Origin of the sequence: Rhodophyticola sp., assembly GCF_965284195.1 — a bacterium.
Lineage (GTDB): Bacteria > Pseudomonadota > Alphaproteobacteria > Rhodobacterales > Rhodobacteraceae > Rhodophyticola.
Genome location: NZ_CBDIRM010000001.1, coordinates 254,465 through 274,803, shown reverse-complemented (window position 1 = coordinate 274,803; position 20,339 = coordinate 254,465). Strand labels below are relative to the sequence as shown.

Genomic DNA, 20,339 nt, shown 5'->3' with positions numbered 1-20,339 from the left:
GCCATCCCTGCGGACACTGTCAGGTTACGCCCACCGGGGGCAGGACCCGGCCCGCCGCCACCGCCGCGGCGCGTGCGGTCGGGTGTATCCGCTCGGACGGGTCGCGCCCGATGATCCGGCGGTGCCGGGACAGGAACATCTTGCCCCACCCCGATGTCGTCCCGACCGATGGCGCCGACACATCGGTGATGTAGCGCATCCGCCAGTGTTCCGGCAGCGGCAGGCCCGCGGCCTCGGCCTCCGTCAGCATCCAGACCAGCGGGATGTTGGCCAGCGGCCGCGCCGCCCGCCAGCCGCCCAGTTGCCCGCCGATATCGCCATGGGCGCCCCGGAACCACATCTGTTGAACCTGCCCGGCGCGCGCCTCGGGAACGCTCCACAGAACCGGCGCATAGACATCGCGGGTTTCATCCATCGCCAGCGCGTGGCGCGCCTGCAGGGTCGAGGGGCCGAGCGCATCGGAATGGTAGGGGTGGGCCTGTTGCATGAACCGCCAGACCAGTGGCCATCTCAGCCCAAGCGCGCGCACGGTGTCGTAGGCCCCCAAAAACGCGATCGGAACCTGCGGGTGGCACAGCGCCGCCCGCAGAGCCGCGGCGCGCGGCCCGTCCGGGTCGGAACGGTAATGCTCATAGACCCGGGCGAGCGTCTCCTCCTCCACCTGTGCAGCGCGCAGCAGGCCCATCCTGTCGATCAGCCCGGCAAGCGACCGCACGGCATAGGCGCCGCGGGAAAACCCCATCAGAACGATCCGGTCACCGGGGCGATAGTTGCGGGCCAGAAAGAGATAGGCGCGCTTGATCTGCCGGTCGATGCCGACACCCGCCAGGACCTCCACCGCGCGACGATAGCCGCGCCACTGGATACCCGGTTCGTAATAGAGCGTCACATTCGAGGACGGGCCCAGTTCGGACAGCAACCGGTAGGTCAGCCCGATGTTCGTCTCCCATCCGCGCCTGAGGCTCGACATCGTGCCATCGAGCAGCACGACGTGGCAGCGGGGCGCGGGCACATGGGCCAGCCGGACCGGCGGCGGCGCGTTGCGAAAGCCCTTCCATCGGGTCCAGAGGCGGCTATTCCGCAGCAATGCCCCTTTCTCCTTCTTGCAGCATCGCCCAGACACGCGCCGGTGTGAACGGCATGTCCACGCGCCGGATGCCGAGCGGCCAGAGCGCATCCTGCACCGCGTTGGCAACCGCGGCCAGCGCGCCGACCGTCCCCGCCTCGCCGCAGCCTTTCATGCCAAGCTCGTTGGCGGTGGAGGGCACGGGCTCTGCGTGAAACGCCACGAAGGGCATGTTGTCGGCGCGCGGCATCCCGTAATCCATGAAGGTCGCGGTCAGCAACTGGCCGGTTTCATCATAGACTACATGTTCGGTGATCGCCTGACCGATCCCCTGCGCCACACCGCCATGCACCTGCCCTTCGGCCAGCATCGGGTTCATCAGGTTGCCGAAATCGTCGACGACCGTGTAGCGCACAACCTCGGTCACGCCGGTGTCGCGGTCGATCTCCACCTCGGCGATATGGCATCCGTTCGGATAGGAGCGGCCGGGGAGCTTGCCGGTCTCCTCCGCCACGCAGAGCGCCGCCTGACCATCGGCCCGCGCCGCTTCCGCGGCCTCCAGAAGCGTGACGACCGTGTTCGACCCCGGCGTGCGGAACACGCCCTCCTCCGAGTCGAAGGACACATCCTTGGCGTCCAGCATCCCCTCGACGAAGGGCACGAGCCCGGCGATCAGCGCCCGCCCCGTCACGCGCAGCGCGGTGCCTTGCGTGGTCACCGACCGGCTGCCGCCAGTGCCGCCGCCATGGGCGATGAGGTCGCTATCGCCCTGCACGATCTCGATCGCCTCGATCGGCAGGCCGGTCTGGTCATGCACGAACTGCGCATAGACGGTTTCGTGGCCCTGCCCGTTGGATTGGGTGCCCACATAGACCCGCGCACCCGTCTGTGTCAGCTCGATCCTGGCGGTCTCGCTCGGATCGCCCAGAATGCTTTCGATGTAATAGCAGATCCCGAGGCCGCGTAGCCTGCCGGCCCGTTCCGCGACGGATTTGCGCGCGGCAAAGCCGGCCAGATCCGCTTCGTGCTCGGCCCGCGTCAGCAGGCGGTCGAACTCCCCCACATCGTAAAGCTCGCCCACGGCGGTCTTGTAGGGGAACTGATCGGGCTGAATGAAGCTTTTGCGGCGCAGTTCCAGCGGATCGACGCCAAGCTCGCGGGCGGCATAATCCATCGCGCGCTCCAGCGTGTAGATCGCCTCCGGACGGCCGGCGCCGCGATAGGCATCCACCTGGGTCGTGTTGGTGTAAACGCCGCGATTGTTCATGAACACGTCCTGAACATCGTAGACCCCGGTCAGCACGCGGGAAAAAAGCTGGCTCTGGATCGGCTGCGCGAACTGGGAGTTATAGGCGCCCATGTTCGACAGCGAGGTCATCCGGTAGCCCGTCATCCTGTAATCGGCATCGAAGCCAAGCTCGGCCACGCAAACCAGATCCCGGCCCGCATTGTCGCTCAGCATCGCCTCGGTCCGTTCGGACATCCAGCGCACCGGGCGCCCCAACACCCGCGCGGCATGGGCAACCATGAAGCTTTCGGGGTAATCCATACCCTTCATGCCGAACCCGCCGCCCACATCCGGCGTCGTCACGCGCACGTTTCCGGCCTCAAGCCCGAACCATTTGGCCAGCGCCGCCTTGGTGCCCCAGACACCCTGCCCGTTCACCGCCAGATGCAGCCTGTCGCCATCCGTCTCGGCGTAGCAGCCGCGCGGCTCAAGCGAATTCACGATGATCCGGTTGTCCTCGATCTCGAACCGCACGCGATGCGCCGATGCCGCAAGCGCCGCCTCCGTCGCGGCCTCGTCGCCAAGCGCCCAGTCATAGGCCACGTTGTCGGGCGCTTCGGGATGCAGCTCGGGGCCGCCGGGGCGCAGCTCCATATGCGGCTCCAGCTCCTCGAAATCGAACACGATCAGTTCGGCGGCATCTTTCGCCGCAGCGACGCTGTCGGCCACGATGAAGGCGATGGGCTCGCCGACGAACCGCACCCGACCCTCGGCCAGAATGGGCCGCGCCGGGGCCGCGCCATCCGATCCGTCCCGGTTTTTCACCGTGGAGAACTTCATCGCGTTGGGCAAACCGGCCTCCGCCAGGTCGGCGGCGCTCAGCACCAGATGCACGCCCGGCGCCTCCCGCGCCCCGGTCAGATCGAGAGCCGTGATCTCTCCATGCGCGACCGGGCTGCGCAGCACATGGCCGAACAGCGCATCCTTCGGGGCCACATCGTCGATATACCGCCCGTGGCCGGTCAGCAGGCGGGTGTCCTCCAACCGGGTGACCGGCTGGCTGGTTCCGAATTTCGTCATGGGGTGTATCCTCGCAGCATTCTGCTTCAGCCTTGAGATTAGCGACCCGCGCGCCAGTGTCCAGAGGGCCCGCGTCTCCATCGAGGCTTGGCCTTTCCCGCGCCGTTCGCTAGATGGTCCTCCGACGGACAAGAACCCCAAGGGTACAGGGCGATGGAAAAGACCTTCGATGCAAACCGGGCCGAGGCGCGGATCTACGAGGACTGGGAACGGAAGGGCTGTTTCAAGGCCGGCGCCAATGCATCGCGGGATGAAACCTTCTGCATCATGATCCCGCCGCCCAATGTGACCGGCTCGCTGCATGTGGGTCACGCCTTCAACAACACCTTGCAGGATATCCTGACCCGCTGGCACCGGATGCGCGGCTTCGACACGCTCTGGCAACCGGGGCAGGACCATGCAGGCATCGCCACGCAGATGGTGGTCGAGCGCAAACTGGCCACCGAAGGCAACGCCACCCGCCGCGATCTGGGGCGCGAGGCGTTTCTGGAAAAGGTCTGGAACTGGAAGACCGAAAGCGGTGATACGATCATCACCCAGCTCAAGCGTCTGGGCGCGTCCTGCGACTGGTCGCGCAACGCCTTCACCATGTCGGGCGCGCCCAATGCCCCCGAAGGGGAGGAGGGCAATTTCCACGACGCGGTCATCCGGGTTTTCGTGGAGATGTACAACAAGGGCTACATCTATCGCGGCAAGCGGCTGGTGAACTGGGACCCGCATTTCGAGACGGCGATTTCCGATCTGGAAGTCGAGCAGATCGAGAAGGACGGATACATGTGGCGGCTCCGCTATCCGCTGGAAGATGGCGAGACCTATGAACACCCGATCGAGTTCGACGAGGACGGCAACGTCACCGACACGGAGACCCGCGATTACCTGACCGTCGCCACCACGCGCCCCGAAACCATGCTTGGCGATACCGGCGTCGCGGTTCATCCCGACGACCGGCGCTACGCGCATCTGGTCGGCAAACACGTGATCCTGCCGATCACCGGGCGGCGGATCCCGATCGTGGCCGACAGCTACGCGGACCCCGAAAAGGGCACCGGCGCGGTCAAGATCACCCCGGCCCATGATTTCAACGACTGGGATGTGGGCCAGCGCACGGGCCTGCGCGTGATCAACGTGATGGACACCAAGGCCGCGATGGCGCTGCGCGGCAATGCGGATTTCGCCGAAGGCTGCGCGGAGGACATGATCGCCGCGGCCATCGAACGGCTGGACGGGGCCGACCGCTACGAGGCACGGGATGCGATTGTCACCTGGGCCGAAGACAATGGCTGGCTCGACGGGATCGACGCGGACCGGCACATGGTCCCGCATGGCGACCGCTCCAAGGTTTCGGTGGAGCCGTTCCTGACCGATCAGTGGTTCGTGGACACCGCGAAAATCGTGGGGCCGGCGCTGGAAGCCGTCCGCGACGGGCGCACGAACATCATGCCCGAGCAGCACCGGAAGGTCTATTTCAACTGGCTGGAAAACATCCAGCCCTGGACCATCTCGCGCCAGCTTTGGTGGGGGCATCAGATCCCGGTCTGGTATGGCTTCGATCTTGGCGCCGGTGGTTTCGTCGATGACGAGGGTGACAATGCGCTTGATCAGGTGGAGATGTTCCGCCTGCTCGACGCGCAGACCCTGCTCAAAGGCAGTGAACGGCACCACGCCGCCATGGATTTCGATGGCGTCACGGGCCAGTTCGCCGATGTGATCGCGGCGCTTCCGGCGCCGCTGAACCATGCGCGGGTTGTGGAGGCGCCGGATCGCTCTGCCGCCGCACAGATGCTGGCGGAGAGCCTTGCGACCTATACGGTGGATCAGGATCCCACCCAGCTCCTCTATCCGGTCTGGCGCGACCCCGACGTGCTCGACACCTGGTTCTCGTCGGGCCTCTGGCCCATCGGCACCTTGGGATGGCCCGAGCAAACCCCTGAACTGGAACGCTATTTTCCGACCTCCGTCCTGATCTCGGGTTTCGACATCATCTTCTTCTGGGTCGCCCGGATGATGATGATGCAGCTTGCGGTGGTGGGCGAAGTCCCGTTCCGGGATGTCTATGTCCACGCGCTCGTCCGGGACGAGAAGGGGCGGAAAATGTCGAAATCCATCGGCAACGTCCTCGATCCGCTGGACCTGATAGACAAATACGGCGCCGACGCGCTGCGCTTCACCATGGCGTCAATGGCTGCGATGGGCCGCGACGTGAAGCTTTCCGATGAGCGCGTGGCTGGCTACCGCAATTTCGGCACCAAGCTCTGGAACGCCGCCCGGTTCGCGGAAATGAACGACTGCAAACCGGTCGCCGGTTTCGATCCCGGCGCGGTGACGCAGACGGTCAACAAATGGATCGTGGGCGAGATCGCGCGCGCCCGCGTCGCCCATGACGAGGCGCTGGCGGGCTATCGCTTCAACGATGCGGCGGGCGGGCTTTACGCCACCACATGGGGCAAGGTCTGTGACTGGTATCTGGAATTCGCCAAGCCGCTGTTCGCCAGCGGCGATGACGCCGTGATTGCCGAAACCCGCGCCACCATGGCCTGGGTCATCGACCAGTGCCTGATCCTTCTGCATCCGGTCATGCCGTTCATCACCGAAGAGCTTTGGGGCCAGATCGCCACGCGCGACAAGATGCTGATCCATGCCGACTGGCCCGCCTATGGCGAAGAACTGGTCGATGCGGAGGCCGATGCCGAAATCACATGGGTCATCGGATTGATCGACGAAATCCGTTCGGTCCGGGCGCAGATGCATGTGCCCGCCGGGATGAAAGTGCCGCTGCTGCAGGCGGACCTGGATGCCGGGGGGCAGGCCGCATGGGACCGGAACGCCACGATCATCCGGCGGATCGCCCGGGTCGACAGCCTGACCGTTGTCGACGCCCTGCCCAAGGGCGCGGTGACCGTCGCGGTGGAGGGTGGTGTCTTCGGCCTGCCGATTGCCGATATCATCGACGTGGAAGAGGAAAAGGCCCGGCTGGAAAAGCTCCTCGGCAAGCTGGCCAAGGAGTTGGGCGGGTTGCGCGGACGCCTCGGCAACCCGAAATTCGCCGAAAGCGCCCCGGCGGAGGTGGTCGAGGAAACCCGCAACAACCTTGCCTCGCGCGAAGAGGAAGAGGGCAAGATCCGGGACGCGCTGGCCCGGCTGGAGGAGATCGGGTGAGCGGCGCGGCGCGAGGCGGGACCGTGGATGTCCGCCATTGCGCCTGCCGCCCGGGCCCGGCACCCTTGATCACAAAGACCAGTCGAGGATTTCCCCGATGACGCGCATTTTTCTGGCTCTGGCCGCGATATTGTCCCTCGCCTCCCCCGCGCTTGCGGAGGCCGACGGGCCCGACGGGTGGCGGGTCAGCGGTGTCTCCGCGAACGATGTTCTGAACGCGCGCGCTGGCCCCGGCACCCGCTATCAGGTGCTGGAGACACTGCCCCATGACGCCCGCGCGCTGGTTCAGGTGGTCTGCGTCCCCACCATAACGCGGGAGCAGTTCTTCGCGCTGAGCGAGGCGCAGCAATCCGCGTGGGGTGCCGGTCAGTCGCGCTGGTGCCTGGTCGGCTGGAACGGCCGCCAGATCGGCTGGGTCAATGCCCGATACCTAACGGAAGATGGCGGCTGAAGGGTTACCGGCGACCGCGCGCGCGCGTTTCCCGGCAACCTGTCCACCGCCGGCACCCGGCCGGGCCGTCGAGAGAGAGCCTTCATCGACCCCATAGTGGGGTAGACATCCTGCATGAAGGCCGATGGCTGCCGGGCGCGGGCCATGACGGCGAATGGCCCGGAACGCCTCTTGCACCGCGCCCCGCTTTCGGCTTTTCCTGCGCCCATGACCGGACCCCGTTACACAAGGCTGGTGGACAGCCTGCCCGCCTCCGTGCCCTTTGTCGGCCCCGAAACCCAGGAACGCGCCAATGGCGCGGCTTTCGTCGCACGATTGGGCGCCAACGAAAGCGTCTTCGGCCCATCCCCGAATGTGCTGAAGGCAATTGCCGATGCGGGCGCCGAAGCCTGGATGTATGGCGATCCCGAAGTGTTCGATCTCCGCCGGGCACTGGCCGACCATCATGGCGTGCAGCCGGAAAATATCGTTGTGGGCGAAGGGATCGACGGGCTTCTGGGATATCTCGCCCGGATGCTGGTGGAGCCCGGCGACGCGGTCGTGACCTCCGCCGGGGCCTATCCGACGTTCAACTATCATGTGGCGGGCTTCGGCGGCGTGCTGCATCAGGTGCCCTATCAGGGCGACCATGAAAACCCCGACGCGCTGATCACCCGCGCGGAAGAGGCGCGCGCGAAACTGATCTACTTCGCCAATCCCGACAATCCGATGGGAAGCTGGCACGCGGCGGCCCCCGTGCAGGCGATGATTGAGGCCGTTCCCGAAGGCTGCCTTCTGGCGCTGGACGAAGCCTATGTCGATATGGCCCCGCCGGGCACCGCCCCGGCGCTGGACATGGAGGACCGCCGCGTGATCCGCTTTCGGACCTTCTCCAAGGCCTACGGTCTGGCGGGCCTGCGGGTCGGCTATGCGCTGGCCCATGCCGACCTGATCGCCGGCTTCAACAAGATCCGCAACCATTTCGGCCTCGGGCGGCTGGCGCAGGCCGCGGCCCTCGCCGCGCTGAGCGATCAGGACCATCTGAACGCCACGCTTGCGCGCATCGCCGCCTCCCGCGAGCGGATTGGCCGGATCGCCCGCGAAGCCGGGCTGACGCCGCTGCCATCGGCCACGAATTTCGTCACCATCGATTGCGGGCGGGACGGAGATTTCGCCCGCGCCGTGGTCGCCGCACTGGGCCGGCGGGGAATTTTCGTGCGCATGCCCTTCACGCCGCCGCAAGATCGCTGCATCCGGGTTTCCTGCGGAACGGAGGCCGATCTGACGCTGTTCGAAGCCGCGCTACCCGACGCGCTGGCCGAGGCCGCGGGCTAGGCTCCTGTTCCGGCGATGACGGCGGTGGCGGCTTCCAGCCCGCCCGGATGATGGGGGATCTGCAGCGCGGCCATGCCCGCCTGAAGGCTGCCCAGAACACCCAGAACCATCTGCGCGTTCACATGGCCCATATGGCCGATCCGGAAGAAATCATCCGGCGCGGCGTCCATGCCGAGCGGAATGCCCAGGGTCACGCCCGCCTCATGGATCATCCATTCGCGCAGCCGCGTCGCGTTCCCGCCGCCCATGTTGACCGTGGTGACGGCGTTGCTGCGTTTGCCGGCCTCGGCGATATTGAGGCGCATCTGCCCACCCTGCCCCCATGTCTCGAACGCGGCCCAGATCGCACGGGCCAGCGTGGCATGGCGGGCCCAGACCTGTTCCAACCCCTCCTCCTTCAGGATCATGTCCAGCGCCACCCGCAAGCCGTAAAGATGATGGGTCGGCGCGGTGCCGCAGAAGTACCGGTAGAAAAGCTCCGGCTTGGTTCGCGGACGCCAATCCCAATAGGGGGTGACCAGATCGGCGGTGTCCCGGGCCGCATCGGCCTTGGGATTGAAATAGACAAAGGCCATTCCGGGCGGTGTCATCAGGCCCTTCTGGCTGCCGGTGACCATCAGATCGACACCCCAGTCATCCATATGGAACTCATCGCAGGCCAGGCAGGCGATGTTGTCGGAAAACAGCATCGCCGGGTGGTCGGCGGCGTTCAGGGTCTCTCGCAGGGCCTGAATGTCGTTCTTCACGGAGGTTGCAGTGTCCACATGGACGGCCAGAACCGCCTTGATCCGATGATCCCGGTCGGCGGCCAGCGCCTCGGCCACGCGCCCCATATCGATATCCGATGCAAGACCGAAATCGATTACCTGCGCCTCCACGCCAAGCGCGCTCGCCATCTCGCCCCAGCCAAGACAGAATCGGCCGGTTCCAAGGATCAGGATCCGGTCGCCGCGCGACAGGGTATTGGTCAACGCCGCTTCCCACGCGCCATGGCCATTGGCGATATACATCGCCACGTCATGCCGGGTCCGGGCCACGGATTTGAGATCGGGCACGATATCGGCCACCATATCCACCAGTTCCCCGGTATAGATGTTCGGCGCGGGGCGATGCATGGCCTGCAGCACGCGGTCGGGCATGACCGAGGGGCCGGGGATGGCGAGGTAATGGCGACCGTTGGCAAGGCTCATCTTTGCGTCTTTCCTTTACAGTAGGGCCAGACGTAAATCGGGGATTGCGTCCGGTCAATTGCACGGGCAGGTCTTGGCAGCGGCAGGGTCATGATTAGCTGTGATTTGAGATATCAGGAGCGATGATATGACAGGTGAAATCGCGACGGACCGGATGGTCCTGAAGATCGGCGGGGCCGAGCGGGAGCATTTCCTCTACGGGCTGGTGACTCAGGATCTCAAGCCCGAGGGGGAGGGGCTGGCCTATTCCGCGCTGCTGAGCCCGCAAGGCAAGTATCTTGCCGATTTCTTCCTTCTCAATCGGGGCGATCACATCCTGCTCGACGTGAAGGCCGACGCGGCTCAGGCGCTGGCGCAGCGGTTGATGATGTACAAGCTTCGCGCCGATGTGACGATAGAGGACAGCGGTCTGCCGGTTGTGCGCGGTCTGGGCGAGGCCCCCGCCGGGGCATGGCCCGACCCCCGCGATGCAGCGCTTGGCTGGCGCGGCTACGGGATGGAGGGCGGCCAGCCCGAGGTGGATTGGGACGCGCTCCGCGTAAGCCATGTGGTCCCCGAAACAGGCGTGGAACTGGTGCCCGATGGCAGCTTCATTCTGGAGATGGGGTTTGACCGCTTGTCCGGCGTCGACCATCGCAAGGGCTGTTACGTCGGGCAGGAGGTGACGGCGCGGATGAAGCACAAGACCGAGCTGCGCAAAGGTCTGGTGCAGGTCGAGATCGAGGGCGCGGTGCCGGTCGGAACGGAGGTTCTGGCCGAGGATGGCCGCGCGGCGGGCACGGTCTACACCCAAGCCGACGGGCGTGCCCTGGCCTATCTGCGCTTCGACCGCGCCAAGGGTCCGATGACGGCGGGCGAGGCGCGGCTGTCCTGGCCCGGCGCCAGGGGCTGATCCGGGTGAATCCCGCGCGGGGCGGCGGCACCGTCACCACGCGCGACGGTCAGATGAGAAGCGAGGCCGCCCCCTCATGACGCAGAAGCGCCACTTTGGTCTCCACCCCGCCCGCGCCTGAAAAGCCGGTCAGACCCTTGGCGCCCATGACCCTGTGGCAGGGGATCAGGATGGGGATCGGGTTGCCGCCACAGGCCTGCCCCACGGATTGGGCGGACTGGCCCAGATCGGCGGCGATCTCTCCGTAGGTGCGGGTATAACCGTAGGGAATGGCGGAAATCGCATCGCAGACCGCGCGTTGAAACGTGGAGCCACTTGGCGCAAGCGGCACGGTGAACACCGTCAGATCTCCCGCGAAATAGGCCTCCAGCTCCGCCATCGCCTGTCTCAGGATCGGTGTCGATGCCGCGCCTGCACCCTGCCGCCAGCGGACGGCGGCGATCGCGCCATCCTCCTCGGTCAGGGTCAGCCAGCCGACCGGGGTTTCCACGCTCGCCTGCATGCGCCCTATTCCGCCGCGTCCAGCTTGTCCTGGGTCCGGGTCTCGAAATCGCCCGCGTCGTGACGCTCGTACAACTGCATGCTCGGCTCGCCGAAGGTGCGGTTGACCATGCGGCCCCGCTGGACGGCCGGGCGGGCATCAATGCGACCGGCCCATTCCACCACATGGGTGTAACTGGCCACGTCAAGAAACTCCGCCGCATCGTAGAGACGGCCCAGAACCAGTTGCCCGTACCATGCCCAGATTGCGATATCGGCGATGGAATAGACCCCGCCCGCCATCCAGTCCCTGTCGGCCAGATGCCGGTTCAGCACGTCGAGCTGCCGCTTTGTCTCCATCGCGAACCGGTCGATCGGATACTCCCATTTCTCCGGCGCGTAAGCATAGAAATGGCCGAACCCGCCCCCCAGATACGGAGCCGACCCCATTTGCCAGAACAGCCAGGACAGCATCTCGGGCCGGTCTTTGGCGTCCGTCAGGAACGCGCCGTGCTTTTCGGCCAGATAAAGCAGGATCGCGCCGGACTCGAAAACACGGGTGGGCGGCGTGGTAGACAGGTCCACGAGGGCCGGTATCTTGGAGTTCGGGTTCACGTCGACAAAGCCGCTGCCGAACTGATCCCCCTCGGAGATGTTGATCACCCATGCATCGTATTCGGCCTCTGCGTGGCCCGCCGCCAGCAACTCCTCCAGAAGAACCGTGACCTTCACCCCATTGGGCGTGGCCAGCGAATAAAGCTGCAGCGGGTGTTTGCCGGTGGGCAGTTCCTTGTCATGGGTCGGGCCCGCGATGGGGCGGTTGGTGCTGGCGAATTTCCCGCCGGAGGATTTGTCCCAGGTCCAGACCTTGGGGGGTGTGTAGTCGTCGGAACGGGTCATGCGGGGCCTCCTGTTTGCAATTCCATCGCAAGCTAGGCCGCGCGACCGGAAAACCCAAGGCACAAGCAAATGTGCGAATTTGCAAGTCAGTCGCCTGATGCCTGACGGGCATAGTCTTCGGCGTCGAACCAGCCTTTGGAGGCAATCACCTTGCCGTCTTCATCGAGATCCCATTCCTCCCATCCGCTGATCTTCAGGGGGTTCCCGGTGCCGGCATCATGGCCCGTGAGACTCCAGACGAAGATCACGTGATCGCCCGCTGGCCGCACGACATGGCAGGGCAGCGCCAGATCCGGAACATCGGCGTAGAATCCCGCCGCCATCTGGGCCACGCGCGCACGGCCCGTCCACGGCTCGCCGCGATTGAGGATGATCTCGCCGTCCTCCGCATAAACGATGCCACCGCGTCGGGATCGCCGGAATTCCAGGCGGCCGTATAGGCATGGGCGATATCGGTGACGGCAGCGGCTGAGAAGGACATCGGAGCTTGTACGAATTGACTTGGGGTCAACGCCGCAAACCCGCGCCGTACCGTCCACGGGAAACGGGCGCGAACCGGTCGCGCCCTTCCTCCTCAGTCCGACAGCGCCTTATCACACCGTCCGCAAACGCCCGGATGCGCATGCCGGCCCACATCGGGCAGGATCTTCCAGCAACGCTGGCATTTCTCGCCCTCGGCCATCTCGAACACCACGCCGACGCCCTCCACTTCCGGCAGGCGGAACGCCTCCGCCGGGATCGGATCGCCGGTCAGCGTCAGACCCGACGTGATGGCGATATCGTCGAAGGACACGGATTTGAGCGCCTCCAGCATGTCGCCATCGCGGGCATGGACCACCGGGGCCGCTTCGAGGCTAGCCCCGATCACCTTGTCCTGACGCTGGATTTCCAGCGCCGCCGTCACCACGCGCCGCGCGGTGCGGATTTTCGCCCATTTCGCGGCAAGTGCATCGTCGCGCCACGTGGCCGGCGTTTCGGGAATATCCGTGAGGTGGACCGAGCTTTCCTCCCCCGGAAACCGCTCCAGCCAAACCTCCTCCATCGTGAAGACCAGAACCGGCGCAAGCCATGTGGTCAGTCGATGGAACAGGATATCGAGAACCGTGCGCGCGGCACGGCGCCGCGGCGTGTCGCCATCGCAATACAGCGCGTCCTTGCGGATATCGAAATAGAAGGCCGAAAGATCGGTGGTGGCGAAGGTGAAGACCGCCTGAAACACGCCCTGGAAATCGTATCTGGCATAGCCCTCCCGAACCAGTTGGTCGAGATCGGCCAGACGGTGCAGAACCCACCGCTCCAGTTCGGGCATCTCTGCGGGCGCGACCCGGTCCGCCTCGCTGAAATCGGCCAGACTGCCCAACAGAAACCGCATCGTGTTGCGCAGCCGCCGGTAGCTGTCGGCGGTGCCTTTCAGGATTTCGGGCCCGATACGCTGATCGTTGGTAAAGTCCACCTGCGCCACCCAGAGCCGCAGAATATCGGCGCCGTATTGCTTGACGACCGTCTCGGGCACGATGGTGTTGCCCAAGCTTTTGGACATCTTCATGCCCTTTTCGTCCAGCGTGAAACCATGGGTCAGCACGCCGCGATAGGGCGCGTGGCCCATCGTACCGCAGGCCTGCAGCATCGAGGAATGGAACCACCCGCGATGCTGGTCGGTGCCTTCCAGATAGAGATCGGCGATGCCGTCTTCGGAGCCGTCGGGCCGGTCCCGCAGGACGAAGGCGTGGGTGGAGCCGCTGTCGAACCACACATCGAGGATATCGAACACCTGCTCATAGGCGTCCGGATCGTGGTCGTTGCCGAGGAACCGCGCCTTGGCGCCATCCTTGTACCATGCATCGGCGCCCTCCTCCTCGAAGGCCGCGAGGATACGGGCGTTCACCGCCGGATCGCGAAGAAGGAAATCGGGCTCATCGGGCTTGGCCCCCTTCCGGACGAAGCAGGTCAGCGGCACGCCCCAGGCCCGCTGGCGGGACAGCACCCAGTCGGGCCGCGCCGCGATCATCGAATGCAGGCGGTTGCGGCCGGTCTGCGGGGTCCAGGTGACCAGCTCGTCGATGGAGCGCAGCGCGCGCTCACGGATGGTCTTGCCATAGGTGTCCTGCCCGTCGCCGACCGGCTTGTCGATGGCGACGAACCATTGCGGCGTGTTGCGATAGATGAGCGGCGCCTTGGAGCGCCAGCTGTGGGGGTAGGAGTGCTTGAGGCGGCCTCGGGCCAGAAGCGCGCCGACCTCGACCAGTTTGTCGATCACGGCGGTGTTGGCATTGCCCTCCTTGCCGTTCGGTTTGAGGATCTGCGTGCCTCCGAAAAACGGCAGGTCGGGCCGGAAGGAGCCATCTTCCAGCACGTTATAGGTCATCGGCAGCCCGTATTTCAGCCCGATCTGGTAGTCGTCATCGCCGTGGCTGGGCGCGGTATGAACGAACCCGGTCCCGGCGTCATCGGTGACATGATCGCCGGGAAGGACGGGAACGTCGAAGTCCCACTCGCCGTTCGCGCCCTCGACGCCGCGCAGAGGATGGGCACAAGCCAGCGTGCCCAGTTCGTCGGCGGTCACGTCGCGCAGCCGGCGATACATGGTGTCGTCCAACCGCGCCTGGGTGAAAATGCTTTCCGCCAATGTATCCGCCATCAGATATCTGCGGCCGATTTTGGCCCAGCATTCCTCAGGGCGGCCTGTAACCTCGTACAAACCATAGGATATTTCCGGACCAAAACAGATCGCCCGGTTCTGCGGCATCGTCCAGGGCGTCGTCGTCCAGATCACCACATGCGCGCCGTCCAGATCGCCAAGCGGCTCTAGCCGCCCCGGGGTCAGACCTGGCCCCATGACCAACGGATCGGTGCGCTTGTCAGCAAGTACCCGAAAGGTGACCCAGATCGTATGGCTCTGGTGGTCGTGATACTCCACCTCCGCCTCGGCGAGCGCCGTCTTCTCGACCGGGCTCCACATAACGGGCTTGGAGCCCTGATAGAGCGTGCCGTTCATCAGGAACTTCTGGAACTCCTCCGCAATCACCCGTTCGGCGTGGAAATCCATCGTCAGATAGGGGTTCTCCCACTTGCCGGTGACGCCGAGACGCTTGAACTCCTCGCGCTGGATATCCACCCAACCCGTTGCGAAATCACGACATTCCTGACGGAACTCGACCACGGGCACGGCATCCTTGTCGCGCCCCTTCTGGCGGTACTTCTCCTCGATCTTCCATTCGATGGGCAGGCCGTGGCAGTCCCAGCCGGGGATGTAGCGGGCATCCTTGCCCATCATCTGCTGGCTGCGCACCACCATGTCCTTGAGGATCTTGTTCAGCGCGTGACCGATATGCAGGTTCCCGTTGGCATAGGGCGGGCCGTCATGGAGCGTGAAGGGCGCGCGGTTTTCCGCTTTCTCGCGCAGCTTGTCGTAAACTCCGATTTTCTCCCATCTTTCCAGCCACTCGGGCTCGCGCTTGGGCAGGCCCGCGCGCATCGGAAATTCGGTTCGCGGCAGATTGAGGGTGGACTTGTAATCAGGGGTCTCGGCGCACATGTCAGGCGTCCTTTGGTGCGGAATTCTTCAGGGATTTCAGGGCGGTGCGAGGGCTCAAACACCTTGTCCCGGCGTCTCAGTTGCTAGAGAGCCGGGGTTGTAATTCGAATGATGATGCGCGCGATCACATACGTCATGACCCGGGTTATAGGCGCGCGGCGCTGCGGCGTAAAGATGCCGAACGCACCCACGGAGCGCCCGTTGAGGGCCTGTGCCGACGCGCCCCGCGCTGAACCACCGATCCATGGTGCCCCCGGCGGGATCGCCGCCCCTTCGACGGGAGCAGCGCAAAGGTCGTATGAGGGGTCATGCTCCGAGAGGCCGGCGGCGGCACCGACGTTGAGAACGCCGCTGTCTGCAGGCTGATTCGCAAGAAACCGTTAAATCGGCTCCGCGCCCCTTCATGCTTTGTTAATTAATTCCGTTTCCGGCGATAATCCGCCGGAATTACCCGGATTGGGGGCTCTTTCATGAGCGAATTCTGGCCAAACTCTGGCATTGCGTCACGACAATGCCCCGATTTCTTCACTTCGCAGCATGAATTTTAGTCAATATCTCCGCGTATGTAATGAGTGTATTGAGTCAGGAAAATGAATGGCTATCAGAAATTTTGTCGCTTTCGACAGTGCTGGACTGACTGTCGCCGCCGGATCGCCATCGCTGACGCCGGGCAGCAGCATCATCAACAATTCCAGCACTCCGAATGGCACGATCTTCGATTACGCCGCCGGGTTTGGCGTGAACATCGCGCTGAACGATCTCAGCAGCAACACATCCATCTTCGATGACGATCAGCCCGGCAGCCACACCATCACCGATGGCGCGGGGATTGTAAGCGACGGCGCCAGCGTTGAATCGGAATCGCAGATTTTCCTGCGCGCACTGGACGAGTTCGGCAATGAAACCGGGCCGCAGATTACGGTTTATGTCTTCTCGCAAGGCGGAAATACATCGGATGTCTGGGGGTTTGCCAGCGATATAGCGCTGGTCGACGGCACCCGCTACGTCAAGACCGGCGGCAGCAATAACGGGTCGTCCAGCTATTCCGATTTCATAACCTGTTTCGGCCCGCGGACGGTGCTGCGCGGCCCGAACGGCCCGGTTCCGGTGGAAGATCTGGAGATCGGGCAGATGATCTGGACGCTGGACGATCCGGCCTGCCCCGTCAGCTGGATCGGCCGCGCGACGGTCGAGGCCGAAGGCCGGTTTGCGCCGGTGGTGATCGCGGCGGGCGCAATCGGCAATTCCGAGGAGCTTGTGGTGTCCCCGGAACACCGGATCTATTTCGAGGATTTGGCGCTGGATCTGCTTTTCGGCCATGACCGGGCGCTGGTCGCGGCCAAACATCTGGTTGGCCTGCCCGGGGTCGACCGCCGGACGGGCGGGACCATCACCTACACCCATCTGATGTTCGACAGGCATCGGATCGTCGATGCCAATGGCTGCCTCAGCGAAAGCTTCTTTCCCGCCGACATGGCGCTTGCGGCGCTGGACTACGAGCCGATGGCCGAACTGCTGAGCCTTTATCCCGATCTGATCCGGCGGCCGGCCGCCTACGGCCCGACGGCCGCGCCGGTGCTGCGCCGGTATGAGGCCGAGGCGTATCGTGCGGTCTATCGTCATCAGGGCGCCGCCCCGCTGGCCCACGCGGTGGAACAGCGCGAAACGGTTTAGGCGGCAGGCGGTGCCGCGGCCCGCGACACGGCCCGTTCCCGCAGGACGACGTAAAGCCCCGAGGCGATGGTCAGCGCAATGCCGAAGGCCGCCAGCCCGTCGGGAAGATCGCGGAAGACCAGCCAGCCGACCAGCGTGGCCATGGGAATCTCCAGATACTGCATGGGCGCCAGCGTGGCCGATGGCGCGAAGCGCAAGCTCCATGTCATCAGCAGGTGACCCACGACACCGAAGACGCCAACGGCGGCCAGCAGCCACAACTCGGTACTCTGCGGGGCGATCCAGCCAATCATCGGCGGGTTGCTGCCCGGACCCGGCGCAAACAGAAAGAGCGGCAACAAAAGCGGCAGCGCCATCAGACCGGAGGCCGCCTGCAGCGCCACCGGATCCACCTCCTTGGCGATTTTCCGGGTGACCAGCATGAAGAGCGCAAACACCAGCGCCACACCGAGCGGCAGGAGCGCGGGTGCACCGACCTCGGCAAAGCTCGGCTGGACCACCATGAGGGTGCCCGCAAAACCGACCGCGCAGGCGATCAGCCGCCTCGGGCCCACCTCCTCACCCAGGAAGTACTTTCCGAGGATCAGTATGATGAAAGGCATCACGAACGCGATGGCGACCGCATCGGCAAGCGGCAGATAGCGCAGCGCCGTGAACATCAGACCAAGCCCCAGAACCTGCAGGATCGTGCGCAGCAATGTCAGCCGCACGATCCGCGCCGAGGGGAAGAGCGCGGCGCCTGCGAGGAGGGCAAACGGCAGAAGCAGCCCCGCCTGCGCCCCGAAGCGCACAAGGATCAACTGCAGCAGCGGGATGGTATCGCCAAGTATCTTGGCGAGCGCGTCGGCAACCGGGATCACGATGCAAAAGCCAAGCATCAGCAGGATGCCGAGAAGGGGGCGGTCGGCGGTCATGGGGCAAGGCCTGACATGTTTCGCCCGCGATGTCAGCCGTCAATAGCTGCCCTTGACGGCGGAGATCAAAGTCTCGGCCAGTGCAAGGCCGCAGCGGCGATAGATCCGGCCCGGCGCGCCATCCAGATCCGCCACGATCACCGGGATCGCGTGTGGCTCCTCTGCGGCGGCCCAATCGGCGCCCGCGGTGACAAGGGCCGCGCAAATCCCGCGGCGGCGATAACGGGCCCGGGTCTCTACACTCTGATAGCGCGCGACCCCATCACCCAGAAACACGCCCAGATCGCCAACCAGCAGGTCACCCTCGAACGCCCCCAGCCAGACCGCCCCGCCGACCCCGAGATGGCGGCGACGATTGCAGAAACGGGCCGTGACAAAAGACCGATGCGGGCCGGGATCATACCCTTCCTCGACACCTGTCTCGATCTGCAAGCCTATCACCTGATCCCAGTCCGCATCGGTGGCGACCGGGCGGATCGTGATCCCTTCGGGAGTGCCATGGCGCCGGAGCGGGCCGGTCAATGTCAGCACATCGGCCGCCTCTATTGCAAACCCCCGGCGGGCCAGTTCCGCATGGCCCGCGCCCGGCACCATACCCGGCACGTCCCAGGCGAGCGTCACGTGGCCAGCATCGGGGAAATCGGCGTGAAATCGGGCGATCTGCGCGTCGGGGTCCACTTCCCCGTGGCGAAAGATCAGCATGTTTCCGAACCAGAAATCCGGCTCCGACGGGGTGCGGAGGACAAGCCTGTCGGGATGGCGCTCGATCAGGCTGACGCCGCGCTGGACCACCACATCGCTTCTGAGCCCCAGGGATCTCAGCATCGCGTTCAGTCCCGGTTTTCGAGAAAATCCCAGACCCGGGAGATCACGACGGAGCCCTCGCCCACCGCACTTGCGACCCGCTTGACCGAGCCCGCACGCACATCCCCCACGGCGAAAACCCCCGGGCAGGACGTGGCATAGGCCGAGGACGCCCCGACCGCCGACCCGGTTTTCACGAAACCGCGGTCGTCCAGGTCCACATGGCCGGACAACCATCCGGTATTGGGGGCGGCGCCGACCATGATGAACACCGCGCTGCTGTTGATCCGCCAGTCCTGGCCTGCGGATTTGTCGCGGATATCGACGCCCTCCAGCTCCTCTCCGCCATGCAGCGCGGTCATCTCGGTCCGGTAATGGATGGTGATCCTCGGGTCGGCCTCCAGCCGGCTGAGCAGATAGTCGGACATCGACGCGGCCAGCGACGGGCCGCGCACCAGTACATGGACATGCCGCGCGGTCCGGCTGAGAAACATCGCGGCCTGACCGGCCGAATTGCCGCCGCCGATCACGACCACCTCGGTATCGCGGCAATAGCGTGCCTCCACATCGGTTGCCGCGTAATAGACGCCGGCGCTCTCGAACCGTTCCAGCCCTTCGATCGGCAGGCGGCGATATTGCACGCCTGTCGCCACCACCAGCGCGCGGGCGCAGGTTTCGGCCCCGTCATCGAGGGTGATACAGAACGTCCCGTCGTCGCGCACGGACAGGCCCGCCGCCCGTCGCGGCACCGCAAAGCGCGCGCCGAACTTCATCGCCTGCACCTCGCCCCGCCAACACAGGTCCGCGCCGGAAATGCCGGTGGGAAAGCCCATGTAGTTCTCGATCCGGCTTGACGTGCCCGCCTGCCCGCCAATCGCCATATCCTCCACCACCAGCGCGTTCATTCCCTCGGACCCGGCATAAACGGCCGCCGCCACGCCCGCCGGTCCGCCGCCCACGATCAGCACGTCGTGAACCTCGTCCGCGTCGAATGTCAGATCAAGGCCGAGCAGGGCCGCAACCTTGCGCGGCGTCGGATCGGCAATCACATCGGTCTTGCCGAAAATCACCGCCGGCTGCGGGGCCCCGATATTGCATTGATGGGCCAGCGCCTCGGCCTCATGCTCGTCCAGCGTGAGCGAGCGAACCGGAATGCGGTTCCGGCCGGCGAAACTGGCGATCTGGCGGATGTTCCTGTCGGCCTCGGCGCCGATCAGGGTCAGGCTGGCGCGCCCGCTCTCCAGTTGCCCCCGGCGGCGCGCGGCATAGACCGTGATGATGATGTCCGACATTTCCGGGATCCGCCGCATCAGGTCGAGCATCGCGTCCCGCGGCACGCACAGAAGCGTCGTATCCTTCACGGCGCGGGCCGACATCATCGCGGTCCCGCCCGACAGAAACGAGATATCGCCGAAGAATTGCGTCGGCCCGAGGGAGGCATTGCCGTATCGCTGGTTGGTGCGCGGATCGATCGCTTCGATCTCGCCCTCGATCAGATAGCAAAACTCGGTGATCGGATCGCCGGCATGGGCCAGCCACTCCCCCGCTTTCAGATGCCGCTCGGTGCCGATGCGCGCCATGGCGCGGACATGGGCGTCATGAAGCGGTGTGCGGATCATCGTGGTCAGATCGGCGGCAAGCGATTCCATCCCGGT

Annotated in this window: 15 protein-coding genes; 5 read left to right on the top strand and 10 right to left on the bottom strand. The window is 65.2% G+C overall.

Annotated features, from left to right (window positions below):
* Positions 1 to 19 precede the first annotated feature (19 nt).
* Both ACQ651_RS01440 and ACQ651_RS01435 read right to left on the bottom strand, forming a co-directional pair.
* Positions 20 to 1,087: a DUF2235 domain-containing protein gene (locus tag ACQ651_RS01440; RefSeq protein WP_430447978.1), complete on the bottom strand. Its 1,068-nt coding sequence runs from the start codon at positions 1,085 to 1,087 to the stop codon at positions 20 to 22.
* Entirely contained in the window at positions 1,074 to 3,374 is a 2,301-nt protein-coding gene (locus ACQ651_RS01435) for a xanthine dehydrogenase family protein molybdopterin-binding subunit (RefSeq protein ID WP_430447976.1), read from the bottom strand. Before ACQ651_RS01435 ends, ACQ651_RS01440 begins: the two co-directional genes overlap by 14 nt.
* Positions 3,375 to 3,527: 153 nt before the next feature.
* Here ACQ651_RS01435 and ACQ651_RS01430 point away from each other — a divergent pair, with 153 nt between their 5' ends.
* The 3 genes from ACQ651_RS01430 to ACQ651_RS01420 all read left to right on the top strand — a co-directional run bounded on the left by ACQ651_RS01430 (position 3,528) and on the right by ACQ651_RS01420 (position 8,295).
* Positions 3,528 to 6,530, top strand: coding sequence for a valine--tRNA ligase (locus tag ACQ651_RS01430; RefSeq protein ID WP_430447974.1), 3,003 nt, complete (start codon positions 3,528 to 3,530; stop codon positions 6,528 to 6,530).
* Between the two features lie 97 nt (positions 6,531 to 6,627).
* Positions 6,628 to 6,981, top strand: coding sequence for an SH3 domain-containing protein (locus tag ACQ651_RS01425; protein WP_227284186.1), 354 nt, complete (start codon positions 6,628 to 6,630; stop codon positions 6,979 to 6,981).
* A 207-nt stretch (positions 6,982 to 7,188) separates the two neighbouring features.
* Positions 7,189 to 8,295, top strand: coding sequence for a pyridoxal phosphate-dependent aminotransferase (locus tag ACQ651_RS01420; protein ID WP_227284187.1), 1,107 nt, complete (start codon positions 7,189 to 7,191; stop codon positions 8,293 to 8,295).
* Here ACQ651_RS01420 and ACQ651_RS01415 read toward each other — a convergent pair.
* A complete protein-coding gene (locus ACQ651_RS01415) occupies positions 8,292 to 9,485 on the bottom strand; it encodes a pyridoxal-phosphate-dependent aminotransferase family protein (RefSeq protein ID WP_227284188.1) in 1,194 nt (397 codons plus the stop codon). The genes ACQ651_RS01420 and ACQ651_RS01415 overlap by 4 nt on opposite strands.
* 127 nt (positions 9,486 to 9,612) lie before the next feature.
* On the opposite strand from ACQ651_RS01415, the gene ACQ651_RS01410 reads away from it, so the two are divergent.
* Positions 9,613 to 10,377 (top strand): YgfZ/GcvT domain-containing protein, encoded by a 765-nt coding sequence (locus ACQ651_RS01410; RefSeq protein ID WP_375550463.1) that lies wholly within the window; start codon positions 9,613 to 9,615, stop codon positions 10,375 to 10,377.
* Between the two features lie 49 nt (positions 10,378 to 10,426).
* Here the strand turns inward: ACQ651_RS01410 and ACQ651_RS01405 are convergent, their stop codons facing one another.
* The 4 genes from ACQ651_RS01405 to ileS form a co-directional block, all read right to left on the bottom strand.
* Positions 10,427 to 10,879: a methylated-DNA--[protein]-cysteine S-methyltransferase gene (locus tag ACQ651_RS01405; RefSeq protein ID WP_430447972.1), complete on the bottom strand. Its 453-nt coding sequence runs from the start codon at positions 10,877 to 10,879 to the stop codon at positions 10,427 to 10,429.
* 5 nt (positions 10,880 to 10,884) lie between these two features.
* Positions 10,885 to 11,757: a glutathione-dependent disulfide-bond oxidoreductase gene (yghU, locus tag ACQ651_RS01400; protein WP_430447971.1), complete on the bottom strand. Its 873-nt coding sequence runs from the start codon at positions 11,755 to 11,757 to the stop codon at positions 10,885 to 10,887.
* Between the two features lie 86 nt (positions 11,758 to 11,843).
* Positions 11,844 to 12,296 (bottom strand): nuclear transport factor 2 family protein, encoded by a 453-nt coding sequence (locus tag ACQ651_RS01395; RefSeq protein WP_430447969.1) that lies wholly within the window; start codon positions 12,294 to 12,296, stop codon positions 11,844 to 11,846.
* Positions 12,297 to 12,331: 35 nt separating this feature from the next.
* The gene (gene ileS, locus ACQ651_RS01390; protein ID WP_430447967.1) at positions 12,332 to 15,292 is read right to left on the bottom strand and encodes an isoleucine--tRNA ligase; all 2,961 of its coding nucleotides are present in this window, start codon (positions 15,290 to 15,292) and stop codon (positions 12,332 to 12,334) included.
* Between the two features lie 594 nt (positions 15,293 to 15,886).
* Between ileS and ACQ651_RS01385 the strand changes: the two genes are divergently transcribed.
* Positions 15,887 to 16,966 carry a Hint domain-containing protein gene (locus tag ACQ651_RS01385; RefSeq protein ID WP_430447966.1) on the top strand — a complete coding sequence of 360 codons (1,080 nt, stop codon included), beginning with the start codon at positions 15,887 to 15,889 and terminating at the stop codon, positions 16,964 to 16,966.
* On the opposite strand, the gene ACQ651_RS01380 is transcribed toward ACQ651_RS01385, so the two are convergent.
* Genes ACQ651_RS01380 through ACQ651_RS01370 form a run of 3 tightly spaced genes read right to left on the bottom strand, consistent with a single transcriptional unit; the run spans position 16,963 to position 20,333 of the window.
* Entirely contained in the window at positions 16,963 to 17,880 is a 918-nt protein-coding gene (locus ACQ651_RS01380) for a DMT family transporter (RefSeq protein ID WP_227284194.1), read from the bottom strand. The two genes, ACQ651_RS01385 and ACQ651_RS01380, sit on opposite strands and share 4 nt — an antisense overlap.
* Before the next feature lie 39 nt (positions 17,881 to 17,919).
* On the bottom strand, positions 17,920 to 18,705 hold the full coding sequence (locus ACQ651_RS01375) for a GNAT family N-acetyltransferase (RefSeq protein WP_430447964.1): 786 nt from the start codon (positions 18,703 to 18,705) through the stop codon (positions 17,920 to 17,922).
* Between the two features lie 5 nt (positions 18,706 to 18,710).
* Positions 18,711 to 20,333: an FAD-dependent oxidoreductase gene (locus tag ACQ651_RS01370; protein ID WP_227284196.1), complete on the bottom strand. Its 1,623-nt coding sequence runs from the start codon at positions 20,331 to 20,333 to the stop codon at positions 18,711 to 18,713.
* Positions 20,334 to 20,339 lie beyond the last annotated feature (6 nt).

Coding starts and splice junctions, on each gene's coding strand:
- ACQ651_RS01430 (WP_430447974.1), top strand. CDS start 3,528: ATGGAAAAGACCTTCGATGCAAACCGGGCCGAGGCGCGGATCTACGAG.
- ACQ651_RS01370 (WP_227284196.1), bottom strand. CDS start 20,333: ATGGAATCGCTTGCCGCCGATCTGACCACGATGATCCGCACACCGCTT.
- ACQ651_RS01380 (WP_227284194.1), bottom strand. CDS start 17,880: ATGACCGCCGACCGCCCCCTTCTCGGCATCCTGCTGATGCTTGGCTTT.
- ACQ651_RS01410 (WP_375550463.1), top strand. CDS start 9,613: ATGACAGGTGAAATCGCGACGGACCGGATGGTCCTGAAGATCGGCGGG.
- ACQ651_RS01435 (WP_430447976.1), bottom strand. CDS start 3,374: ATGACGAAATTCGGAACCAGCCAGCCGGTCACCCGGTTGGAGGACACC.
- ileS (WP_430447967.1), bottom strand. CDS start 15,292: ATGTGCGCCGAGACCCCTGATTACAAGTCCACCCTCAATCTGCCGCGA.
- ACQ651_RS01405 (WP_430447972.1), bottom strand. CDS start 10,879: ATGCAGGCGAGCGTGGAAACCCCGGTCGGCTGGCTGACCCTGACCGAG.
- ACQ651_RS01415 (WP_227284188.1), bottom strand. CDS start 9,485: ATGAGCCTTGCCAACGGTCGCCATTACCTCGCCATCCCCGGCCCCTCG.
- yghU (WP_430447971.1), bottom strand. CDS start 11,757: ATGACCCGTTCCGACGACTACACACCCCCCAAGGTCTGGACCTGGGAC.
- ACQ651_RS01375 (WP_430447964.1), bottom strand. CDS start 18,705: ATGCTGAGATCCCTGGGGCTCAGAAGCGATGTGGTGGTCCAGCGCGGC.
- ACQ651_RS01425 (WP_227284186.1), top strand. CDS start 6,628: ATGACGCGCATTTTTCTGGCTCTGGCCGCGATATTGTCCCTCGCCTCC.
- ACQ651_RS01385 (WP_430447966.1), top strand. CDS start 15,887: ATGGCTATCAGAAATTTTGTCGCTTTCGACAGTGCTGGACTGACTGTC.
- ACQ651_RS01420 (WP_227284187.1), top strand. CDS start 7,189: ATGACCGGACCCCGTTACACAAGGCTGGTGGACAGCCTGCCCGCCTCC.